The organism is Sinorhizobium glycinis (assembly GCF_001651865.1).
GTDB classification, from domain to species: Bacteria; Pseudomonadota; Alphaproteobacteria; order Rhizobiales; family Rhizobiaceae; genus Sinorhizobium; species Sinorhizobium glycinis.
Genome location: NZ_LPUX01000053.1, coordinates 236,116 through 257,431, shown reverse-complemented (window position 1 = coordinate 257,431; position 21,316 = coordinate 236,116). Strand labels below are relative to the sequence as shown.

General features: G+C 62.8%; 23 protein-coding genes. 10 read left to right on the top strand and 13 right to left on the bottom strand.

What is annotated here, in order from left to right:
* Positions 1 to 307 precede the first annotated feature (307 nt).
* Both AU381_RS06150 and AU381_RS06145 read left to right on the top strand, forming a co-directional pair.
* Positions 308 to 1,801: a leucyl aminopeptidase gene (locus AU381_RS06150; RefSeq protein ID WP_064240884.1), complete on the top strand. Its 1,494-nt coding sequence runs from the start codon at positions 308 to 310 to the stop codon at positions 1,799 to 1,801.
* Positions 1,802 to 1,824: 23 nt separating this feature from the next.
* Entirely contained in the window at positions 1,825 to 2,274 is a 450-nt protein-coding gene (locus tag AU381_RS06145; protein WP_064240883.1) for a DNA polymerase III subunit chi, read from the top strand.
* 230 nt (positions 2,275 to 2,504) lie between these two features.
* Here the strand turns inward: AU381_RS06145 and AU381_RS06140 are convergent, their stop codons facing one another.
* Positions 2,505 to 3,431 (bottom strand): Gfo/Idh/MocA family protein, encoded by a 927-nt coding sequence (locus AU381_RS06140; protein WP_064240882.1) that lies wholly within the window; start codon positions 3,429 to 3,431, stop codon positions 2,505 to 2,507.
* A 193-nt stretch (positions 3,432 to 3,624) separates the two neighbouring features.
* Between AU381_RS06140 and AU381_RS06135 the strand changes: the two genes are divergently transcribed.
* Positions 3,625 to 4,464, top strand: coding sequence for a GNAT family N-acetyltransferase (locus tag AU381_RS06135; RefSeq protein ID WP_064240881.1), 840 nt, complete (start codon positions 3,625 to 3,627; stop codon positions 4,462 to 4,464).
* Positions 4,465 to 4,501: 37 nt separating this feature from the next.
* On the opposite strand, the gene AU381_RS06130 is transcribed toward AU381_RS06135, so the two are convergent.
* Positions 4,502 to 6,391 carry an ABC-F family ATP-binding cassette domain-containing protein gene (locus AU381_RS06130; RefSeq protein WP_064240880.1) on the bottom strand — a complete coding sequence of 630 codons (1,890 nt, stop codon included), beginning with the start codon at positions 6,389 to 6,391 and terminating at the stop codon, positions 4,502 to 4,504.
* Here AU381_RS06130 and AU381_RS29530 point away from each other — a divergent pair.
* The 3 genes from AU381_RS29530 to AU381_RS06120 all read left to right on the top strand — a co-directional run bounded on the left by AU381_RS29530 (position 6,378) and on the right by AU381_RS06120 (position 9,869).
* Complete coding sequence (locus AU381_RS29530) at positions 6,378 to 6,647, top strand: hypothetical protein (RefSeq protein WP_156528552.1); 270 nt, start codon at positions 6,378 to 6,380, stop codon at positions 6,645 to 6,647. The two genes, AU381_RS06130 and AU381_RS29530, sit on opposite strands and share 14 nt — an antisense overlap.
* Positions 6,648 to 6,712: 65 nt before the next feature.
* Positions 6,713 to 6,991, top strand: a complete 279-nt coding sequence (locus tag AU381_RS06125) for a hypothetical protein (RefSeq protein ID WP_064240879.1) — start codon at positions 6,713 to 6,715, stop codon at positions 6,989 to 6,991.
* A gap of 214 nt (positions 6,992 to 7,205) precedes the next feature.
* The gene (locus AU381_RS06120) at positions 7,206 to 9,869 is read left to right on the top strand and encodes a non-ribosomal peptide synthetase (RefSeq protein WP_064240878.1); all 2,664 of its coding nucleotides are present in this window, start codon (positions 7,206 to 7,208) and stop codon (positions 9,867 to 9,869) included.
* Here the strand turns inward: AU381_RS06120 and AU381_RS06115 are convergent.
* Positions 9,810 to 10,322: a DinB family protein gene (locus tag AU381_RS06115; protein WP_064240877.1), complete on the bottom strand. Its 513-nt coding sequence runs from the start codon at positions 10,320 to 10,322 to the stop codon at positions 9,810 to 9,812. The two genes, AU381_RS06120 and AU381_RS06115, sit on opposite strands and share 60 nt — an antisense overlap.
* Positions 10,323 to 10,457: 135 nt before the next feature.
* Between AU381_RS06115 and AU381_RS06110 the strand changes: the two genes are divergently transcribed.
* Positions 10,458 to 11,147, top strand: a complete 690-nt coding sequence (locus AU381_RS06110; protein ID WP_064240876.1) for a glutathione S-transferase family protein — start codon at positions 10,458 to 10,460, stop codon at positions 11,145 to 11,147.
* A 113-nt stretch (positions 11,148 to 11,260) separates the two neighbouring features.
* Entirely contained in the window at positions 11,261 to 11,683 is a 423-nt protein-coding gene (gene ndk, locus AU381_RS06105; protein WP_012707487.1) for a nucleoside-diphosphate kinase, read from the top strand.
* 104 nt (positions 11,684 to 11,787) lie between these two features.
* Here the strand turns inward: ndk and AU381_RS06100 are convergent, their stop codons facing one another.
* Together AU381_RS06100 and AU381_RS06095 are read right to left on the bottom strand one after the other, a co-directional pair.
* Positions 11,788 to 12,291 carry a hypothetical protein gene (locus AU381_RS06100; RefSeq protein ID WP_064240875.1) on the bottom strand — a complete coding sequence of 168 codons (504 nt, stop codon included), beginning with the start codon at positions 12,289 to 12,291 and terminating at the stop codon, positions 11,788 to 11,790.
* Positions 12,288 to 12,848 (bottom strand): CGNR zinc finger domain-containing protein, encoded by a 561-nt coding sequence (locus AU381_RS06095; protein ID WP_064240874.1) that lies wholly within the window; start codon positions 12,846 to 12,848, stop codon positions 12,288 to 12,290. Before AU381_RS06095 ends, AU381_RS06100 begins: the two co-directional genes overlap by 4 nt.
* A 160-nt stretch (positions 12,849 to 13,008) precedes the next feature.
* Between AU381_RS06095 and AU381_RS06090 the strand changes: the two genes are divergently transcribed.
* Positions 13,009 to 13,905: a branched-chain amino acid ABC transporter permease gene (locus AU381_RS06090; protein WP_064240873.1), complete on the top strand. Its 897-nt coding sequence runs from the start codon at positions 13,009 to 13,011 to the stop codon at positions 13,903 to 13,905.
* Between the two features lie 10 nt (positions 13,906 to 13,915).
* Here AU381_RS06090 and AU381_RS06085 read toward each other — a convergent pair whose 3' ends face one another.
* The 5 genes from AU381_RS06085 to AU381_RS06065 all read right to left on the bottom strand — a co-directional run bounded on the left by AU381_RS06085 (position 13,916) and on the right by AU381_RS06065 (position 18,332).
* Entirely contained in the window at positions 13,916 to 14,380 is a 465-nt protein-coding gene (locus AU381_RS06085) for a molybdenum cofactor biosynthesis protein MoaE (RefSeq protein WP_064240872.1), read from the bottom strand.
* A gap of 4 nt (positions 14,381 to 14,384) precedes the next feature.
* On the bottom strand, positions 14,385 to 14,645 hold the full coding sequence (moaD, locus tag AU381_RS06080) for a molybdopterin converting factor subunit 1 (protein WP_064240871.1): 261 nt from the start codon (positions 14,643 to 14,645) through the stop codon (positions 14,385 to 14,387).
* On the bottom strand, positions 14,642 to 15,229 hold the full coding sequence (gene pgsA, locus AU381_RS06075; protein ID WP_064240870.1) for a CDP-diacylglycerol--glycerol-3-phosphate 3-phosphatidyltransferase: 588 nt from the start codon (positions 15,227 to 15,229) through the stop codon (positions 14,642 to 14,644). The genes moaD and pgsA overlap by 4 nt, the downstream gene beginning before the upstream one ends.
* A gap of 320 nt (positions 15,230 to 15,549) precedes the next feature.
* The gene (gene uvrC / locus AU381_RS06070) at positions 15,550 to 17,571 is read right to left on the bottom strand and encodes an excinuclease ABC subunit UvrC (RefSeq protein WP_064240869.1); all 2,022 of its coding nucleotides are present in this window, start codon (positions 17,569 to 17,571) and stop codon (positions 15,550 to 15,552) included.
* Positions 17,568 to 18,332, bottom strand: coding sequence for an SDR family oxidoreductase (locus AU381_RS06065; RefSeq protein WP_064240868.1), 765 nt, complete (start codon positions 18,330 to 18,332; stop codon positions 17,568 to 17,570). Before AU381_RS06065 ends, uvrC begins: the two co-directional genes overlap by 4 nt.
* A gap of 370 nt (positions 18,333 to 18,702) precedes the next feature.
* Here AU381_RS06065 and AU381_RS06060 point away from each other — a divergent pair, with 370 nt between their 5' ends.
* Positions 18,703 to 19,341, top strand: a complete 639-nt coding sequence (locus tag AU381_RS06060) for an outer membrane protein (RefSeq protein ID WP_064240867.1) — start codon at positions 18,703 to 18,705, stop codon at positions 19,339 to 19,341.
* Positions 19,342 to 19,413: 72 nt separating this feature from the next.
* Here the strand turns inward: AU381_RS06060 and AU381_RS06055 are convergent, their stop codons facing one another.
* From AU381_RS06055 to AU381_RS06045, 3 genes are read right to left on the bottom strand one after another with little or no spacing between them, the layout of a single operon-like run.
* Entirely contained in the window at positions 19,414 to 20,004 is a 591-nt protein-coding gene (locus AU381_RS06055) for a glutathione S-transferase (protein ID WP_064240866.1), read from the bottom strand.
* Positions 20,005 to 20,018: 14 nt separating this feature from the next.
* Positions 20,019 to 20,738 (bottom strand): ribonuclease T2 family protein, encoded by a 720-nt coding sequence (locus AU381_RS06050; RefSeq protein WP_162273406.1) that lies wholly within the window; start codon positions 20,736 to 20,738, stop codon positions 20,019 to 20,021.
* Complete coding sequence (locus AU381_RS06045) at positions 20,720 to 21,163, bottom strand: hypothetical protein (protein ID WP_064240865.1); 444 nt, start codon at positions 21,161 to 21,163, stop codon at positions 20,720 to 20,722. The genes AU381_RS06050 and AU381_RS06045 overlap by 19 nt, the downstream gene beginning before the upstream one ends.
* Positions 21,164 to 21,316: the final 153 nt, after the last annotated feature.

Genomic DNA, 21,316 nt, shown 5'->3' with positions numbered 1-21,316 from the left:
CCGTTTCCGACCCAATCCTGCTCTTCCTTCATGCCGTCCACGCGTCCACGGGCCTCGTGTTCGCTGTCCGGCCATACCGGTCCCCGCTCCTGCGTTCGAAATCCAGAGTGTCGAACAACAGGGATAACATAAGGCGAAGAACTGCGGTTAACCGCATGTAAACATGTGCGGGCATCTTGCCAAGCGCCTCAAAAGCGAGAAGGGTGCGCGCCACAGCTTTGATCACGGCCGACGTCGCGAATGTCCGCTACTGTAGCCGTCCGGTAACAGCCGGACGGAAGCCCGTCAGAAATGCCCGGAGTCCTGCATGCCGATGAAGTTCGAGTTCGCTTTCAGCAAATCCCATCGCCCGGCCGGGGGCGCCGCAGTCCTCCTGCAGGTCGCCGGCGCGAAGGAACCGGCCGGCGCCGCTGTCGTTGATCCCGAGGCCGTCCTGCCGAAGGCGGCGAAGATCGGTAAATTCACCGGCAAGGCGCTATCGACCCTCGACATCGTCGCTCCACACGGTTCGCCGGCGGATCGGATCATCCTTCTCGGGCTTGGAGACGCGGCGGCGCTCACGAGCCATGATTGGCTAAAAGCCGGCGGCGCGGTGGCCGCGAAACTGCGCTCAGCCGAAAAGGCGACGATCTTCCTGGATGCACCGGGCGTTGACGTCACAGGCAAGGCGGCCGCCGACTTCGCGCTCGGCATGGAAATGAACGCCTATGCCTTCGACAGCTACAAGACCCGCAAATCCGACGACGAGTCGAAGACTTCTCAGAAAGTGGTGAAGGTCACCATCGTCACCGGCATGGTCATCGCTGCGAAGAAGGCCTTTTCGACGGTCCAGGCCATTGGCGAAGGCGTCTTCCTGGCGCGCGACCTCGTCAACGAGCCCGCCAATGTGCTCGGCCCGGTGGAGTTCGCGGCGCGTGCCAAGGACCTCGAGAAGCTCGGAGTCGAGGTCGAGACCCTGACCGAGCGGGAAATGAAAAAACTCGGAATGGGTGCGCTGCTCGGCGTCGCACAGGGATCGTCCCGTCCACCGCGCCTTGTCGTGATGCAGTGGAAGGGCGGCAAGGCAAAGGACAAGCCGATTGCCTTCGTCGGCAAGGGGGTCGTATTCGATACGGGCGGCATCTCGATCAAGCCAGCCTCCGGCATGGAGGAAATGAAGGGGGATATGGGCGGTGCCGCCGCGGTCACTGGTCTCATGCATGTGCTGGCGGCCCGCAAGGCCGGCGTCAATGCCGTCGGCATCATCGGGCTGGTCGAGAACATGCCGGACGGCAGCGCGCAACGGCCGGGCGACATCGTGACCTCGATGTCCGGCCAGACGATCGAGGTGATCAATACGGATGCCGAGGGCAGGCTCGTCCTCTGCGATGCGCTTTGGTATTGCAACGATCGCTTCAAGCCGAAGGCGATGATCGATCTGGCGACGCTGACCGGCGCGATTATGGTGGCGCTCAGCAATCACTACGCCGGCCTGTTCTCGAACGACGATCGCCTCGCCGAACAGTTGCTGAAGGCCGGCACGGCGACGCAGGAGCGCCTCTGGCGGATGCCGCTCGGCAAGGAATACGACAAGATGATCGACAGCAAGTTTGCCGACATGAAGAATACCGGCGGCCGCCACGGCGGTTCGGTGACGGCGGCGCAGTTCCTGAAGCGGTTCGTCAAGGACACGGCTTGGGCGCATCTCGATATCGCCGGTACGGCCATGGGCTCGCCGACCGACGAGATCAACCAGTCCTGGGGCTCCGGCTTCGGCGTGCGCCTCCTCGACGAACTGGTCCGGGCAAATTACGAATCCTGATTGCCTGGTAGGTTCCGATCGGCATGACCGAAATCCTTTTCTACCATCTCACGGAATCGAAACTCGAGGACGCCCTGCCGCCGCTGCTCGACAAGAGCATCGAGCGCGGCTGGCGCGTGGTCGTCCAAACGGTCGACGCGGAAAGGCGCGACTCGCTCGATACGCACCTCTGGGTCTATCGCGACGACAGCTTCCTGCCGCACGGCACGGACGCCGGCGAGTTCGCGGCCGAGCAACCGATCCTGATCGTCGCCGGCAATGGCAACCAGAACGGGGCGGCCGTGCGCTTTCTCGTCGACGGCGCGGAGCCGCCGCCGGTCTCCGAATACGAGCGCGTCGTCTTCATGTTCGATGGCTACGACCAAGGACAGCTCGAGGCGGCGCGCGGCCAGTGGAAGCGGCTGAAGGGCGAGGCGCACGACCTCACCTATTGGCAGCAGAACCGCGACGGTCGGTGGGAGAAGAAGGCGTGACGCCGGGCTCGCATCGGCGGACCGGCGTTGCCCCTCATCCGGCCTGCCGGCCACCTTCTCCCCGCAAGCGCGGCGAAGGGGACTCGCCGCAACGCTTCAGTCCCCTCTCCGGTGTGCGGCGTGTGCGGGGAGAGGGAATGGCGCGGCAGACCCCTTCTCCCCGTCAAAACGGGGAGAAGGTCCCGGCAGGGGGATGAGGGGCAAGCCCAGGTCCGCCCGTACCGGCGCCATCAATCGTGGAACTCTTCCACGAACTTCCGCCGGCCGAGCATGAAGGCGTCGGCGACGTGCCGGAGCGGCGACAGGTCCACGTCCGACCGGCCTTCCTTGATAATCTCGGCGAAACGCCGATAGAGCATCGGATATTCCTGTTCCGGCTCGTCGTGAACGATCTTGCCGTCGACGGCGAGCTTGGCGCCGCCTTCGGAGAGAACCATCTCGCCGGCCTCGGTCTCGGCAACGATATCCCAGCTCTGCTTGCCCGTCTGGCGCCAGTCGAACTCAGCCGAAACGTCGAGCTTTTGCGCATCGCTGAAGGCGATCGAGGCGGCAATCGGCGCGTCGCGGTTCTCCGGAAACTCGAGGGTCGCCGAGGTGATGAAGATCGGACGCGGGAGGATATGCGTGATGATCGACAGGGCATTGATGCCCGGATCGAACACGCCGAGGCCGCCGGCCGCCCAAATCCATTCCTGGTTCGGATGCCAGTGCCGGACATCCTCCTTCCAGATGATCTTGACGTTCCGGATCGTAGTCGACGCGAGAAAGGCCTTCGCCGCTTCGACCGCCGGCGCGTAGCGCGAATGCCAGCTCGCGAAGAGCGAACGGCCCTTGGCCGCCGCCAGCGCCTGCAGGTCCGCGACCTCGCTCAAGGTCGCGCCCGGCGGCTTCTCGAGGAAGACGTGCTTGCCGGCCTCGAGCGCCGTGCGGGCCGCTTCATAGCGGTATTGCGGCGGCATGCAGAGCGAAACCGCCTCGATTGCCGGCACCGCCTCGATCATCGCTTCGATAGACTTGAAATTGTCGATACCATCCACAGTTCCATGGCGGCTCGCCGCTGCGATCAGTTGATAGTCGGCATTCTTGGCAAGCGCCGGCAGATGCTGATCGCGCACGATCTTTCCGACGCCGACAATGGCAATTCGAATGGGAGACATGGGTGCTTCGCTCTTTATTAGTATGACTTATTGTCGCCCCTTGTAGCAGATTGGGGGCAGCGGGCAAGCGGGGTTCCGTGTTGAAATAAGCTGGCACCTGAGGGGACAAGATGCAAACAAATCTGTTAAGTCTCCGGTGAAGACGGGGCGGTTTTCGCTGATCTGGGATGCGAAGGACAGTTGAGGAATTGCCATGCCGAACATCCGCCGTGCGACCCGCGCCGAGCTTGACACGATCATCGACTGGGCGGCGAGGGAGGGATGGAATCCGGGTCTTGAAGACGCGAATGCGTTCTGGGCCGCCGATCCGGAGGGATATTGGGTCGCGACCGAAGGCGAAACCCTGGCGGCGGCCATCTCCCTTGTGCGCTACGGCGCCCAATATGCCTTTCTTGGCCTCAATATCGCCGATCCGGCCTTTCGGGGCAGGGGCATCGGCCTCGCTCTCTGGAAGCGGGCGATCGCCAGCGCCGAAGGTCGTGTGATCGGCCTCGACGGGGTGGTGGCCCAGCAGGATAACTATCGAAAGTCGGGCTTCGCCTGGGCGCATGCGAATGTCCGCTATGGCGGCGCTCTCGATGTCTCCGAGCCTCCGGGCACGCATCTGATCGATGTGGCTCCCGTCCATGTCACGGCCCTGACCGATTACGACCGCCGCTTCAATCCGGCGCGCCGAGAAGCCTTTCTGTACGAATGGACGAAGCAATTGCCGACACGGCGAAGCGTCCTTCTCCTGCGCGATGGCACCATAGTCGGCTACGGGACGATCCGCGGCTGCCGCGAAGGGTTGAAGATCGGCCCGCTCTTTGCCGACAACGAGACCGGTGCCGACCTCATTTTCCGCAAGCTCGCCGCGGGCGCGAAAGGGGCGCGGGTCTACCTCGACATTCCCGAGCCGAATTCCTCGGCGCGGGCGCTTTGTGAACGCTACAACATGAAGCCGGTTTTCGAGACGGCCCGCATGTACCGCGGGCCGTCGCCGGACCTGCCTCTTCCACGGATTTACGGGATTACGACGTTCGAACTCGGCTGATCCGGTCGAGAACCGTCCGCCGTCTGCGTCTGCCGATCTAGCTCGCCATCGCCTCCTCGTATTCGGCCGATAGTTCGAGCCATTGCTCTTCGGCATGGGCGAGTTTCGCCACTGCTTCCGACCGTTCCTTGGCCCTTTGGGCGGCCTTGGCTGGTGCTTTCTCGTAGAGGGACGGGTCGGCCAATTCGGCGTCGAGCGCCTGAATCAGTTTCTCCAGTTTTTCCGTCAAGGATTCGATCTCGTTGATCTTTTTCTTGAGCGGCGCCAGCGACGCGCGCCTGTCGGCATTGGCCTTGCGCTGGTCGGCTTTCGACAGGCCCTCGTCCGAGCCGTTGGTCCTGGGCTTCTCGTCCTTCGTCTTGGCGCCGCCGACGATCACGCTTCGATAATCGTCGAGATCGCCGTCGTAACTCGTCACTGTTCCGTCCCGCACCAGCCACAGCCGGTCGGCGGTCGCTTCGATCAGGTGCCGATCATGCGAGATCAGGATAACGGCGCCGGAATAATCGTTGAGCGCGGTGATCAGCGCATTGCGGCTGTCGATGTCCAGATGGTTGGTCGGCTCGTCCAGGATGAGCAGGTTCGGTTGATCGAAGGCGGCGAGCCCCATCAGGAGGCGCGCCTTCTCGCCACCGGAGAGGTCCTTTGCGGGCGTGTCCATCTTCTCGGTCGACAGTCCCATCTGCGCGACACGCGAGCGGACCTTCGCTTCCGGCGCATCCGGCATGCGGCGGCGCACATGTTCCACGGCGCTCTGCGTCGGGACGAGGTCGTCGAGCTGATGCTGGGCGAAGAAGCCGGTCTTCAGGCCAGGTGCGATCCGCACTTCGCCGGCTTCTGCCGCAAGCCGGCCCGAAATGAATTTCGCGAAGGTCGACTTGCCGTTGCCGTTCGAGCCGAGCAGCGCGATGCGGTCGTCGGCGTCGATGCGCAGGTTAAGCCTTTTGAGGATCGGCTTGCCCGGATCGTATCCGACCGCGCCGCCCTGAATGGCGACGATGGGGGAGGCGACCTGCTTTTCCGGATCGGGGAAGGAGAAACCCTGGACATGCTCCTCGATCACCGCCGCCACTGTGCCCATGCGTTCCAGCGCCTTGATGCGGCTCTGCGCCTGGCGAGCCTTTGTCGCCTTCGCCTTGAAGCGGTCGATGAAGCTCTGCAGATGCTTGCGGGCCGCTTCGTTCTTGGCTTTCGCCTTCATCTGCAACTCGTCGGCTTCCGCCTTCTGCCGCTCGAACTGGTCATAGGAGCCGCGATAGAAGTTGAGCTTCTTCTGGTCCAGGTGGACGATGGCGTTGACGGCCGTGTTCAACAGGTCGCGATCATGGCTGATGATGATGACCGTATGCGGATAGCGGCGGATGTAATCCTCCAGCCACAGGGTCCCCTCGAGATCGAGATAGTTGGTCGGCTCGTCCAGCAGCAGCAGGTCCGGCTCGGAAAAGAGCACGGCTGCAAGCGCCACGCGCATGCGCCAGCCGCCCGAGAAGGAGGAGGCGGGGCGCCTCTGTGCTTCGTGATCGAAGCCGAGACCGGCGAGAATGCTCGCCGCCCGCGCTTCCGCCGAGTGGGCGCTGATATCGGCAAGCCGCGTCTGGATGTCGGCGATCCGGTGCGGGTCGGTCGCAGTTTCGGCCTCCGCTAGAAGTGCGGTGCGTTCCTTGTCCGCCCTCAGCACGATCTCGATGAGCGGCTCTTCCGTCCCCGGCGCCTCCTGGGCCACCTGGCCGATCCGCGCATTCTTCGGCGAGGAAACGCTGCCCGTTTCTGCCGCAAGCTCGCCGGTGATGATCCGGAAAAGCGTCGACTTGCCGACGCCGTTGCGTCCGACGAGGCCTGCCTTCGTGCCCGCAGGGAGCGTCACGGAGGCGTTTTCGATGAGAAGGCGGCCCGCGACGCGGGCGGAAAGGCCGGTGATCTGGATCATCGGGGCCTTTTGCCCGGAGTTTTTCGCGAAGGCAAGGGGTCGCCAGAGCAGCAGACGGCTGCCCGATAGACGTGAAGCGGGCGTTTTCAAGGGCTCATTGTTATCGAATCTTGGACGACGTGTTCCGGTAATCAACACTTCCAAACCTCATCATGAGGTCCCACATCTATCACCGAAGAGCGCAGGTATTGCTCTTCCGATCATCCGCCTCGGATCGAACGTCATCGGCAAGGCCGCCGCGTTCGAAAAAGACTGATCCGATCACAGGTGGTCGCGACCAACCCATCGTTCCAAAGAACGAGATAATCAGGAGTGTTGAACATGAGAAATGCAGTCCACACCGCTCTCGCCGCCGCCCTTGTCGCCACTGCCGTTCTTGGCGGCGCCTCCGCGGCCTTTGCCGGCGGCAGCTATTACGAAGGTATCAGCGACAAGCCACTCTTCACGGAACGCGCTCTGAAGGCCGGCGACGAGGCCGCGGTTCGCCGCGCCAACGGGTCCATCGACCGCACCGCCACTGGTTCCGTCTCCGACTTCGCCGTTCAGCCGAAGCTCGTCCGCGGCGGAGAAGGTGAATATTACCAGGGCATCAGCCGCTAAGTCGAAACCCCAACAACAGAGCGTTCGTCCTCCCAGACCGCTCATTCCAAGGCCCGGCCCCGCTGAGTGGGACCGGGCCTTTTCGTCTTGCACAAGTGATGAGCACCGGCGAGCGTGCCGCCATTTGTCGCGGTCTTTCCTGCGCAGGTTGCGGATTTAGTTCGGCGCTTATACTTGACGACAGGAGTCAGCAATAATATGTCGCCTCGCTAAAATGGAGGCGGCCTTGGGCGCAGGCGATTTGTCGATATTCCCCTTCTGTGTTGCGCACCTGGCCGCCCAGGGCGAGAAGCCGGCTCTCGTGTTTCCCGGCGGGAGGGTCGTCAGCTATCGTGAACTCGCCGCCCGCGTCGATCGCCTGGCATCGCATTGGCGCGACAGGCGCGGATTGGTGATGCTCGAAGCCGATCTCTCGGAGCACGCGATCATCGCCTATCTGGCCGCACTCGATGCCGGACACGCCATCGCGTTGCAGGGCCCTGCGGCCATGAAGGCGGATCGCGAGATCTTCAAGCCGGACTTCTGCCATCGCCGGATCGACGGACGCTGGCGCACCGAGCGGCTGGAGGGAGGCCGAGAGGTCCCCCATCCCGATCTCGCCGTCCTGCTCTCGACCTCTGGCAGTACCGGCCAGGGAAAATATGTCCGCCTGTCCAGGACGAACATCGAAGCCAACGCACGTTCGATCGCCGAATATCTCGGCCTGACGGATCAGGATCGGACCTGCCTCGTTCTGCCTCTTCACTATTCCTACGGCCTCTCTGTCCTGAACGCGCACCTGGCAGTCGGCGCAAGCATTTACATTCCCGGAGGATCCATTCTGGACGACGGCTTCCTCGACGGACTTGCCGCGAGCGGCTGCACCAATCTTTCCGGCGTTCCCTATTCCTACGAGCTCCTGGAAAAGGCGGGATTCCGCGGCCGGGAGTTCCCGCAACTGCGATTCATGACCGTGGCTGGCGGACGCCTGGCGGCCGAGAAAGTTCGTCTCTTCAATGAACACCTGCTTGCACGCGGCGCATCCTTCTTCGTTATGTACGGCCAGACGGAGGCGACCGCCCGTATGGCCTACGTGCCTCCGGAGCGGCTGCGGGGCAGGGAGGACCGGATCGGTGTCGCGATACCGGGCGGCAGCCTGGCGATCGAGGACGAAAGCGGGCGGCTGATCACCGGTTCGGACGAATCTGGTGAACTGATCTATCGCGGCGCGAATGTGATGATGGGCTATGCCACCTCGCGGGCCGAGCTCGCCGGAGGCGCCGGGCTCTCGGAATTGCGCACCGGCGATCTGGCGGTGCGGGATGCGGAAGGGTTCTTCCGCATCGTCGGGCGGACGAAGCGGATATCGAAGATCGCGGGGCTGCGCATCGGCCATGACGGCCTCGAAGCGGCTCTGGAGCGGCACGGTATCGCAGCCGCAATCATCGGCAGCGATGCCGAAATCCACGCCTACTTCGTGGGAGAACACGGTCCCGACGAGGTCCGCCAGCTGCTCGTCTCCGCAAGCGGATTGACCCTGCTGCAATTACGGGCGACGCGCATCGACGCGCTGCCGCGCCTGGCATCCGGCAAGCTCGATTACGAAGCCCTCCGCCAGAGGAGGGGAGGCGACGGCGGTTCTTCGCACCGACAAGGCGTAGAGGCCCTGTTCGACCAGCTTTTCTACCCGCAGAAGGTTCGACCGGATGACAGTTTCCTGTCGCTCGGCGGGGATTCGCTCCGTTTCGTCCAGCTGTCGATGGGACTCGAGAAAATCCTCGGCGAGGTGCCCGAGGGCTGGGAAAGCATACCGGTCAAGTCATTGGCGGCCATGGTTCGTCGGGAGCGCAAGACACCGCGGATCGGCACGGACCTCCTGATCCGGGCGCTGGCCATCCTGCTCGTCGTACTTCACCACGAAACGCTCTGGCCGATTCCGGGCGGCTCGGCGGCGATGGTCGTCCTCGCGGGATTCGGCCTGGCGCGGTTCCAAAGCGGCGCGCTTCTGTCGGGTTCGTTCGGGCGGTTGCTGCGGCCGCTCGCGCAGATCCTGGTTCCCTACTATCTGATCGTTGCGGTTTACGCCCTTGCCTGGGGGGAGGTGCCTTGGGCCTCCGTCTTTCTCGTCGGCAATTTTGCCTTCGCCGCCCCTGAGCGCCACGGCATGGTGCCTTATCTCTATTGGTTCATCGAAGCCTATTGCCAGATGCTGCTGGTGTTTGCCGCTCTGTTCGCCATGCCGTTCGTCAGGCGCTTCGCGGCAGTTCGGCCCTTTGACGCCGGCATGGCGCTGCTCGCCGCCGCATTTGCCGCTCGTATGGCACTGCCGCCGCTTTGGGAAATCGGCAACCGCCAGATCTTCACGCTGCCTTGGATCTTCCATCTGGCCGTGATCGGCTGGTGCGCGGCGTTGGCGCAGAACTGGGCCCAGCGGCTCGCGGTTATGGCGGCTGGAACAGGGATCTATCTGTTCCTCGGTCTTTACGAGGGCGTCTGGATCGGCACGAAGATCAAATACCTGCTGCAAATCCCCGTTGTCGCGGCCCTGTTGTTCCTGCCTCGCATCCGCCTGCCGCAATTGGCAGTGCAACTCGTCCTGCCGCTCGCGGCGGCAGGCTTTCATATCTACATCCTGCACCGCTTCGTGCCGGAGCTCCTGCTGGCGCCGGTGCAGCCGTATCTCCCGCCGCTGGCCTTCTCCCTTTGCTCGATCGTTGGCGGCGTCGCTTTGGGGATTGCAGTCTGGTGGGGGCAGCGCCAGCTATTCAAAGGGCTCGTGCGCGCCCGGGCGGGCACTCTCGCGACGGATTGGCCCGCCGCGCTCAAGCCCAGGCTCTATTCAGGCCGCCCACTTTTCGCCCTCGGCCCGCAGGAAGAAAGCCAGGTCCAGCGTCAGTGATGGCCGGCCGAGCGCGGTCAAGGTCGCGTGCGCCTGTCCGCGGTGATGGGTCTGGTGGTTGAAGAAATGGGCGAGCGTCGGAGCGACTCTCTGTGTGATCTTGCCGGGCATGGTGAGCGGCGAGTAGGTGAAGTGCGCGTTGAGCCGTTCCTCGTCGAGACTGTCGACCCAGGCGATGATGCGCTCGTCTTCCGCCATCCGAGCCGCCGTCAGTGCGGTCAGATCTTCATGGAGGATAGCATCGAGCCGCGTGGGGGCCTCGCCTTGGCCGGTGAATCGCTTCATCCAGATCCGGTCGGCCGCCAGGATATGGTTGAACGTCGCGTGCAGCGGGCCGAAGAAGGCGCCCTTGTCTTCCCGGTATTCCGCCTCGGAAAGTTCCGCCGCCGCGGCGTAGAGCAGCCGGTTGGCCCAGCGATTATAGTCGGCAAACATCCGGTAATGGTCGAGCATCAACTTTTCTCCTTTCGTGGCAGTCTAGCGCGGATTGATATTCCCGTGTCGAATGCAACTCATGAAAATTACTGATTTGATTGGCCGGTCTCCGTCCCGTCTTATGCGCCGCACGACGCCCAATCAGGAGGTGAGATGACCCGCAAACTCTATGCGCTCTGTGGTACGGACCGGACGCGCCCTTTTTCGCCGCATGTGTGGAAGACCAAGCTGTCGCTCGCCCACAAGGGCCTCGACTTCGATGTGGCGCCTGTCGGCTTCACCGAAATCCCCAAGCTCGAGCAAGGGGTGACGAAGATCGTCCCGTTGCTCCGCGACGGCGAAAAACTCGTCAGCGACAGCTTCGACATCGCCCTTTATCTGGAAGAGGCCTATCCGGAGCGCCCGACTCTGTTCGGCGGCGAGGGCGGCAAGGCGATGGCCCGCTTCGTTGAAGGCTGGTCGCAGATGACCCTTCATCCGCCGATCGGGCGCATCGCCATCATGGATATCCACGACAGCCTCGAACCGGTGGACCGGGCCTATTTCAGGCAAAGCCGCGAGAAGCGCTTCGGCACGTCGCTCGAGGCGACGGCGGCGGCGGGCCGGGCGGACCTCGAAACCTTCTCGGCCAAGCTCGAGCCGCTTCGCCACATGCTGAAATTCCAGCCTTTCATCGGCGGCGACAGACCACTCTTTGCCGACTACATCGTCTTCGGTGCCCTGCAATGGGCGCGCATCGTCTCGCCGCATCGTCTGCTCGCCGCCGGCGACGTCGTCTCGGACTGGTTCGAGCGTTGCCTCGATCTTCATGATGGCCTCGGTCGCTCCGTGACAGCGGCGTGAAACTTGCCGCCGCGAATCATCGCCGCGGCCCTTGTTTTGCGCGGCCCCCTTGTCTTGCTCGGCATTGGCGGCTAATGAACCGCCACTTTCTCCAGAGCAAGGGAACTGAGCCAATGGCGATTGAACGTACCTTTTCGATGATCAAGCCGGATGCGACGAAGCGCAACCTGACCGGCGCCATCACCAAGATGCTCGAAGATGCCGGCCTGCGCGTCGTCGCCTCGAAGCGCGTCTGGATGAGCCGCCGCGAAGCCGAAGGCTTCTACGCCGTTCACAAGGAGCGCCCCTTCTTCGGCGAGCTGGTCGAGTTCATGTCCTCCGGTCCGACCATCGTCCAGGTTCTCGAAGGCGAAAACGCCATTGCCAAGAACCGCGAAGTCATGGGCGCCACCAATCCGGCCAACGCCGACGAAGGCACCATCCGCAAGGTTCATGCGCTGTCGATCGGCGAGAACTCGGTTCACGGTTCCGATGGCCCGGAAACGGCTGCCGAAGAAATCGCCTACTGGTTTGCCGGCACCGAGATCGTCGGCTGATTCGTTTGCTTCGTTTCGCGCTCTAAAGGCTTGAAACGATTCTTCGAAACCGGGGCGGAGACGCCCCGGTTTTGTTATGCACGCCGCCCAAAAGTGTGCAGAAGCTATGCCGGGCAGGCGGCCGTGTCGAAATGCGTCGGGGCCAGCCCGTTCCTGAAGACTTCCGGATTCTTGTCATAGGCCGGCCCGACGACCAATGGTCTTGCCGGCAAGACACTTTGGTCGGTGTCGGAAATCACCGTCGTTTCCAGCTTCTGCAGCGTTGCTCCGTCCGGACCCTTGACCTCGATCGTCACCGCATAAGGCCTTTCCTTCTTGACGCAGGTGAGATCGGGGCTCTCCAGCACCACCTTGTCGAGCTTCGGGAAGAGCTTGCGTGTCAGCGTCAGCGGTTCGCCGCCGGCCGGGTTCTCGAACGTCGCCACGACGACGCTGCCGTCCGGCACCGGTTCCGTCTTTTTGAGCGTGATCGTATAGGTGGCATAGGCCAGCCGATAGTTGAATACGAACATCTTGCCGGTCAGCTCCAGCGGGTCCGGCCCGGTCTCGCGCTGACAGCCGGCAAGCATCGCTGCCGCGGCGAGCGCCGATAGAATGATTTTTCTCATGGCTGGTTTCCCTCTTTATTGCGGCGGTAGTGGCGTTTTGCCTTCGTGCGGTTGCCGCAAACCGCCATGTCGCACCAGGTCCTGCTCCTGTTGCGGCTGCGGTCGAGGAACAGCCATTCGCAGTTCGGGCAAATCTTCAGGCGATCGGGCTCCGGATTGGCAACCAGGCTGAGTGCCGACTGCGCGGTGGCCACATCGAGGGCAATGGACGGGCCGCTATGGGCCGGCTGACGTATCACGGCGGCGATCGCCTCGAGCAGATCGGCGAGCAGCTCCGGCCGTTCTTCGGCCAGCACCTGCGCCCGGAAATGCCGGTCCGCCGCCTCGCGCAAACCGATCAGCGACGCCCGCCTTCCGGGCCCTATCGGCCCGAGCGTGCCGAAACGCTCCTTCTCGGCGCCGTGGAGATTGGCCGCTTCCGCGAAGCTGTCGATCGCCGCTTCATCGGCGAAACGATCGATCCGCCGCTGCGGGTCGAAGCGCAGAACCACGGAATTTGCGACATCCAGCGCCAAAGCGCCGCCTGAGAATCTATGCGCGGTCCAGGTAAAGCTCATGCAAAAAAATCCTAACTAGTAAAACTCATTTTACCAGTTATATTGCTTCTGTCACTAGAGCCGCAGAGGAAAGTTGGCCTCCGCGTCCACGTATTGAATTTGACGCGGTTTCGCTCTTGGATCATTTCGATCCCGAGCGCCGCGACCGACCGGATAAGTCATGGCCTATTTTCTTCAGCAGATCGCCAACGCCGTGCCCGTGGCAGCGCTCTATGCGGCGCTCGCCTTTGGCTACGCCATTGCCTTCGCCGTGACGCGGCGGGCCGATCTGACCTACGGTGCGCTCTTCGCCTTTGCCGGGCAAATCTTTGTGCTCTTTGCGGATTTCGGCTGGAACCGGCTGTGGCTGGTGCTGCCGGCAGCCCTCGGTGTCGGCGCCGTTGCGGCGCTAACTTTCGGGCTCGGCGCGGGCCTGGCCGCTGGCCGTTACGTCATGCGGCCGCTGGCTTTTTCCTCGGCGAACGCAGTGGTCGTCGCCTCGCTAGGCAGCCTCATCGTGCTCATGGAAACGGCGCGTCTCGCATCAGACACGAGAAGCCTCTGGCTGCCGCCCTTTTTGAACGAGGTCATCGTCTTCTGGCCGGACCCGGAATTTCCCGTGACGCTGACAGTCGTGCAACTCCTGAATACCGCACTGATGGCAGCGTTGGTCGCCGGCGGTCATTTCCTGATCAGCCATTCCTATGCCGGGCGCTACTGGCGCGCCGTGTCGGAGGATCGTGAAGCGGCTGCCCTTTGTGGCGTCGATCCGTCCACCGTCTACATTCTCGCCTACGGCGTGGCGTCGCTGGTTGCGGCCTTTTGCGGGATTCTTGCCGCTTCCTACTACGGCAATATGGATTTCGGCATGGGCCTGAGCTTCGGCGTCAAGGTGCTGTTCATCGCAGCGATCGGCGGCCAAACGGCGCCACTCTATGCAGCCCTCGGCGCGGCCGGTATCGGGCTCCTGGAAACACTGTGGAGCGCCTACGGCCCGATTCTTTGGCGGGATTTCGCGATTTTCGGATTTCTGGTCATCGTGCTCGTGGTGACGCGCCGGGAAAAGGTCATTCCCTGAAGGCGCTCGCTCAGCGGCTCCAACGCTCGCGCGCCGCGTCGTCGGCATCCTTGGCGCTCACCCAATCGCCGGCGCTGCCGTCGGCGCGGTGTTCCTTCTTCCAGAAGGGCGCCGAGGTCTTCAGGAAATCCATGATGAAATTGGCGCCGTCGAAGGCTGCCTGGCGGTGTAACGAAGCGGTTAGTACCAGCACGATGTTCTCACCGGGCTCGATGCGGCCGAAGCGGTGAACGGCCGTCGCAGCCTGCAGGCCGAAACGCTGCACCGCCTCGTGACAGATGCGGCTGATCTCGGCTTCCGCCATGCCCGGATAGTGTTCGAGTTCGAGCGCGTCGAGAGACCCTGCCTCGTCGCGGCAGAGGCCCAGGAAAGTGACCACCGCACCGATGTCCGCCCGCCCGCGGGTGAGCGCGGAGACCTCGGCGGCAAGATCGAAGTCCTCGCGTTGCACACGCACGCTGACCGGGGCGGCCATCGCCTCAGCCGCCCGTCATCGGCGGGAAAAGCGCGATCTCGCGCGCGCCGGCGATCGGCTCGCCGTGATCGACATGTTCCTGGTTGATCGCCGCGCGGATGACGTTCTGGTGTTCGAGCGCCGCTTCATACTCGGCGCCGAGGGTCTTCAGATGTCCCAGCAGATCGCCGATCGTGACGACCCCCGCCGGCAGTTCCAGCGTTTCCTCACCCTTGCCGATGCGCTCGCGCACCCAGGAAAAATAGACGAGGTTCACGGTGCTCATTCGTTGACCACGTGTTTCAAGCCGGCGCGGAAATAGTCATAGCCGGTATAGAGCGTGATTGCTGCGGCGATCCAGAGAAGGACGATGCCCGCCTCGGTTATATAGGGAACGATCTTGTCGCCGGCCGGACCGGCAAGCAGGAAGGCGATCGCCACCATCTGGATGGTGGTCTTCCACTTGGCGATCCGCGTCACCGGGACGCTGACCTTGAGCGCGGCAAGATATTCGCGAAGTCCCGAAACGAGAATTTCGCGGCAGAGGATGATGATCGCGGCCCAGATCGACCAGCCGGCGATCGTTCCATCCGCGGCGACCAGCAGCAGGATCGAAGCGACCAGCAGCTTGTCGGCGATCGGATCGAGCATCCGGCCTATATTCGACGTCTGCTTCCATATGCGCGCGAGATAACCGTCGAAGAAATCGGTGATCGAGGCGGTGACGAACAGCACGAGCGCCGTCCAGCGCGCGAAATCGGAGCTGTGCAGCCGGCCCTCGATGAAGAAGCAGAGCACGATCAGCGGCACGATGAGAATACGGAAATAAGTCAGCAGATTCGGGACGCTGTAGGCGATGGGCGTTGGCATGGACTCGGTTTCTCTGGACACGACAATCCCCCATTTCCCGCGATCTAGGGTCATCGACGCGATTTTCTTGTTCGGATCGCATGGCTTTTCCCATGCTCTCCGGGTTTCAGGTGTACAGAATGACTTTGCGACCACAAGGTCAACAGGTCATTGCGCGACGCATGTCATATTTGGCGGATTTCGTCTGAACGCAGTCTGAATTGCGTCCCTACAGCGCCGCGCGCCTTATCAGGCGCGCAAAGGTCGCTGTAGCACTTTGAATTGCTGCATGTCTCTGTCCTTTAATCGAGGTCGATTTAAGGAGACATGCAGTAGTGCGTTTATTTGGCGTCTTCATGAAAATGTTCGTAGACGAGGCGGGCCACCGTCTCCGAGATGCCGTTGACGGCCATCAGATCGTTGATGCCGGCGCGGGAGACCGCCTTGGCGGTTCCGAAATGGGTGAGAAGCGCCCGCTTGCGCGTCGGGCCGATGCCGGCGATCTCGTCGAGCGGGTTCTTGACCATTTCCTTCTTTCGCCGCGCCCGGTGAGAGCCGATTGCGAAGCGATGCGCCTCGTCGCGCAGCCGCTGGATGAAATAGAGCACCGGATCGCGCGGCGGCAGGGTGAAGCTTTCCTTGCCCTCGGCGAAGAAGCGCTCGCGCCCGGCGTCCCGGTCGACGCCCTTGGCGACCCCGATCGCCGTCACGCAGTCTTCGACGTCGAGTTCCTTGAGGATGGCGCGAACGGCCGTCATCTGGCCCTGGCCGCCATCGATGAGGATGACGTCCGGCCAGGCCGGGAAGGCGGCCTCCTCGCTCGCTTCGGCCGAGCGGTCCGGCTTGCCTTCCTCTTTCAGGAGACGCGAGAAGCGCCGCGTCATGACCTCGCGCATCATGCCGAAATCGTCGCCCGGCGTGATGTCCGTCGATTTGATGTTGAACTTGCGATACTGGCCTTTGACGAAGCCCTCGGGACCGGCCACGACCATGCCGCCGACCGCATTGGTGCCCATGATGTGCGAGTTGTCGTAGATCTCGATCCGACGCGGCGTGTGGGGCAATTTGAAAGTTTCGGCGAAGCCCTCGAGCAGGCGTGACTGGGAGGCCGTCTCCGCGAGCTTGCGGCCATGTGCCTCGCGCGCATTCGCCTGCGCGTGCTCGACGAGGTCCTTCTTCTCGCCGCGCTGCGGTACGAGGATCGAAACCTTGTAGCCGGACTTCTCGCTCAGCGCCTGGGCGAGCAATTCCTGCTCGTCGACCGCCTCACAGAGCAGGATCTGCCGCGGGCACGGCTTGTCGTCGTAGAATTGGGCGAGGAAGGCGCTCAGCACCTCGGCTGCGGGGAGCGATGGATCGGCCTTGGGGAAATAGGCGCGGTTGCCCCAGTTCTGGCCGGTGCGGAAGAAGAAGACCTGGATGCAGGAAATGCCACCCTCGTGGTGGATAGCAAAGACGTCCGCCTCCTCGACGCCGGCCGGGTTGATCCCCTGGTAGCTCTGGACATGGCTGAGGGCGGCCAGGCGATCGCGGTAGAGCGCCGCCCGCTCGAAGTCGAGGTTCTCCGACGCTTCGGCCATCGCTGAAGCGATCGTCGCCTTCACCGCCTGGCTCTTGCCGGAGAGGAAGTCCTTGGCCTCTTGCACGAGTTCCGCATAGTCCGGATCGCTGATCTCGCCCGTGCAGGGCGCCGAACAGCGCTTGATCTGGTAAAGAAGGCAGGGGCGCGTGCGCGTTTCGAATACACTGTCCGTGCAGGTCCTCAAGAGAAAGGCCCGCTGCAACGAATTGATTGTTCGCCCGACCGCACCGGCGGAGGCGAACGGGCCGAAATAGTCGCCCCTGCGGCTGCGCGCGCCGCGATGCTTGTAGAGCGCGGGTGCCCGGCTATCGCCGGTGACGACGATGTAGGGGAAGGACTTGTCGTCGCGCAAAAGCACGTTGAAGCGCGGACGCAGGCGCTTGATGAGGTTGGCCTCGAGCAGCAGCGCCTCGATCTCCGTTCGCGTCGTCACGAACTCCATGTTCGCCGTCTCGCGCACCATGCGCGCGATCCGGTTCGAGTGACCGCGCCCTTGCGCGTAGTTGCCGACACGCTTCTTCAGGCTGCGGGCCTTGCCGACATAGAGCACGTCGCCGGCCTCGTTGAACATCCGGTAGACGCCCGGCCCGTTCGGCAGCAGCTTGACGAAGGCCTGGATCAGTTCGGCGCCCTTGAGGCCTTGTGTCTCCGGCGTGCTCTCCGCCCAGTCCACCGCGGGCGCCGGCCGTTCGCTTTCCGCGACCTCGACGAGATCGTCTTCGTCGTCGGTTTCGCTGCCGTCATAGAGGATGCCGCCGTCCGTGGGCGTCCGCCCGTTCATTCCACTATCTCCCGAATATCCGGCGTCTCCCAGGCAAGATGCTGGCCGCCGTCGAGCGCGATCATCTGTCCGGTAACCGACGGCGTGTCGAAAAGGAAGCGGATCGCCCGTCCGAACTCGTCCAGCGCCGGTCCGCGCCTGAGGATCAGCGCGTTCACCTGCGCCTCGAAATCGCGCCGGTCCTGCCGGTCGCTCGGCAGCGTCGGCCCCGGTCCGATGCCATTGACGCGAATGTCGGGGGCAAGCGCCTGCGCCATCGTCTGGGTTGCCGTCCAGAGCGCCGATTTGGAGAGCATATAGGAATAAAAACGCGGATTTGGAGACCAGACGCGCTGGTCGATCACGTTGACGATAAGGCCGGAGACGTCGCCGGCACGCTGGCGCGCAAAGTCACGGGCAAGCAGGGAAGGGGCCTTTACGTGCAGGGCGAAGTGCCTCTCCCAGACCTCGTCTTCGAATTCGTCGAGGCTGTCCTTGTTGAAGACCGAGGCGTTGTTGACGAGGAGATCGAGCGGGCCGAGGCGGGAAGTCGCCTGCGCAATCAATCCCGACGCCGCGCTCACATCGGTGAGGTCCGCTTCAAGGGCGACGGCCTTGGCGCCGGCCGCGCTGAGGTCCGCCGCCAGCGCCTCGGCTTCGGCGAACGAGCCGTTCGCATGGATGGCGACCGCAAAGCCGTGGGCTGCGAGATCCTCAACTATTGCCCTGCCGATGCGCCGAGCGCCGCCTGTAACCAGCGCCGCCTTCAATGTCCTTCTCAACGTTCTTTCCCGTTCCGCGAATCCTGTATCCGATCGGACAAAGATATAGGCTGGAAAGGCGGGGCTGAAAAACTCCCCGGACGATTGATTTCGTAAAAATTAACGCGACCGGCGTAATTTGAATTATCTTTTATTCTTATAGTATATATTTGGTTAAACTTGAATCATGGTTAATAAGTCCTCTGTGTCGCCAAGGCAACATCAAATTTTGGACGCGCCTGCGCCACTAAAATTTCACATTTTGGCTCTTGAGAATCCGCATTTGCTGTCCAATTTTCGGTCAACCGGACGGGTTGATTGTAGATGCCCGGTGTCCCGATAAAGCACGCCAAAGAGATGCTTCGGAACGCCGGTCTGAAAGGAGAATAGTATGCGTACCCTCACCACCACTCTCATGGCTTCGGCCATTGCCCTCGTCGCCTTCCAGGCGGCTCACGCCGCCGACGCCGTCGAGGAGATTCCGGCTGCCCCGGCTGCCGAATACACCGAGCCGGCCGTGAAGAACTGGTCCGGCGCCTATGTCGGCGGCACGGCCAATTGGCATCACGGCGAAGCCGATGCGACCGGCGGCAATACGTCGGCCGGCTTTGGCGGCGGTCTCTATGGCGGCTACAACGTGCAGGACGGCCAGATGGTCTACGGTGGTGAAGCCGACTTGAACTATGCCGGCAACGACTCGCACTCCAGCGGTCGCCGCGTCAAGCAAGGCCTCAACGGCTCGGTCCGCGGCCGCGTCGGCGTCGATGTGAATCCGGTCCTGGTATACGGCACGGCCGGCCTTGCCGTCGGCAATGCCAAGCTCTCGACCCCGACGGGCTCTGACGACAAGACCCTCGTCGGCTGGACGGCTGGCGCCGGTGCCGAAACCTTCGTCACCGACAACGTCACCGCACGCGTCGAATACCGCTACACGGACTATGCCTCCAAGGACTTCCGCACCGGCGGCTCGACCGTCTCGTCCGGCTATGACGAGCACAGCGTCCGCCTCGGTATGGGCGTCAAGTTCTGATCCGCCCAAAACGGATCGAAAAAGGCCGGGGCGACCCGGCCTTTTTCATGGCATGAATTTGAGGCCGTGCCATCAGGCCCTGAATTTCGAGTAGTCGGGAAAGTGCTTCTCGAACTTGGCGGGCCAGTTCTTGAGCTTCGGCCGCCCCTTCTGCCACTCGCCGGCAAAGCGCAGCTCGATATAGCGCAGCGTGGCGGCGAGGGCGAAATGACCGGCATTCAGCTTGCCGCCGGTCTTCGGCAGGTTGGCTTCGAGATGGTCGAGCCCCCGTTCGACCTTTTCCCATTGCCGATCGATCCAGGGCTGATGCACCTTTTCCGGCGGATGGAAGCGCTTTTCGTAGACGATCGCCAAGAGGCTGTCGCATATGCCGTCGCAGAGCGCCTCGAAGATCTCGACCTGGGTGCGCTTCCCGGCATTCTTCGGATAGAGCTTTCCCTTGGTCTCGCGGTCAAGGAAATGCATGATCGCCCGGCTGTCATAGACCGACTGGCCGTCGGCAGTGATGAGCGTCGGGATCTTGCCGAGGGGATTGTTGTCGGTCAGTTCGGGCGGACTGGCGTTGGTGTCCGTCAGGACGCTCTCCGCAGCGATCCCGACGTAATGGGCGGCCATCCGGACCTTGTTGGAATAGGGCGAGGCGGGTGAGTAGAGGATCTTCATTCGTCTTTCCGTTCTTATGGTGCGGCCGGGAGTAGCACCGCGTCCCGTCTGCAGGCGCGGCGATCTATTTCAGGGCAGGCCCTGAAACGCAATTCCTTGTCGAAGCAGATCCGGATTTCCTCGATCAACCGGCCCTCGCAGGTCACAGCGATCATCTCTTTGGTCATTCCGGGATTTTTCGCTGCGAATGCCGTCTCGATCGAGGCGACGGAGAGGTCACGCGATTCACCTGTGGAAGCAAGTTCAGCAGGGAGGGCAAGGCGCTCGCGCGCCGCCCGCGTCACGGCGAAATAGTCGCTCTGGGTGAGGCCGGAACAGGTGCCGTGCTTGCGCCATTGATGGCCTATCAAGCCCATCGACGGAACGATGTCGAGATATTGCCGCCCCAGCGATTCCGGCACGCGATCCGATTGCCTTGTCGGGCAAAATTGCGGATAGCCGTGTTCATTCTGCGGCCACAGGCCGTGGACGATCAGACCACGACCACGCTCGCATTGTTCCGATCTTCCCTTTGGGTCATTGGCCCGGCACCACGTCGGCGACCAGGATAGCGAAAGCACATAGAAGTCGAAGCCCTTGCCGATTGGAACGCTGGCCGATGCGGCACCTGCGGGGGCCACCGTCCCGAAGCCGGGTTTCTCGTCACCTTCGTCACTACAGCCGGTGATCGCCAGCAGGGCCAGGAACGCCGACAGTAGCCGTTTGCTTGCGGAAATCAACGAAGCGAGGAGCAATGCGCGCCGTAGACGTACCAGGGATCGAGGCCGCCGATGCAGAACTCGATGTTGCGGCCAACGCCGGCAAAGCCCCAGGGCCGCTCGATAAGATACCAGAGCGGACGCCGATCGCCGTCGCTCATCACTGCCGTCGCGTAGCAATATTCGCGTTCGACCAGATGCGTATAGTCGCGCGGCTCGAAGCGGCTTTGGCCCATCTCGCGAATTTCGGCAATGGCGAGGTTCGCATGAAGATAGTTAGCAGCCTTGTAGTCGAAGCGCCGTGTGATGAAGCCAAGTACGGACGGGTCGTCGCAAATGCCGATGTCGAGGGTGTGGCGCGCGACGGGTACCTCTGCAAAGTCAGCGGCCGCGGCGCTATTGGCCGCACCGGCGGCAAGCGAAAGCGAGAAGAGAAGCATTGCGGCAAGCTTGCAAGTCATGGCTACCTCCCTGAATCGTCTCTACAGCGCCGCGCGTGCTTTCAGACGCGCAAAGGACGCTGTAACACTTTGAATCTACGCATCGTGCTTTCCGAAAATCGATTCCGATTTTCGGGCCGATGCGGTAGAGATTGAAGCCACGTGGCCCGGCGC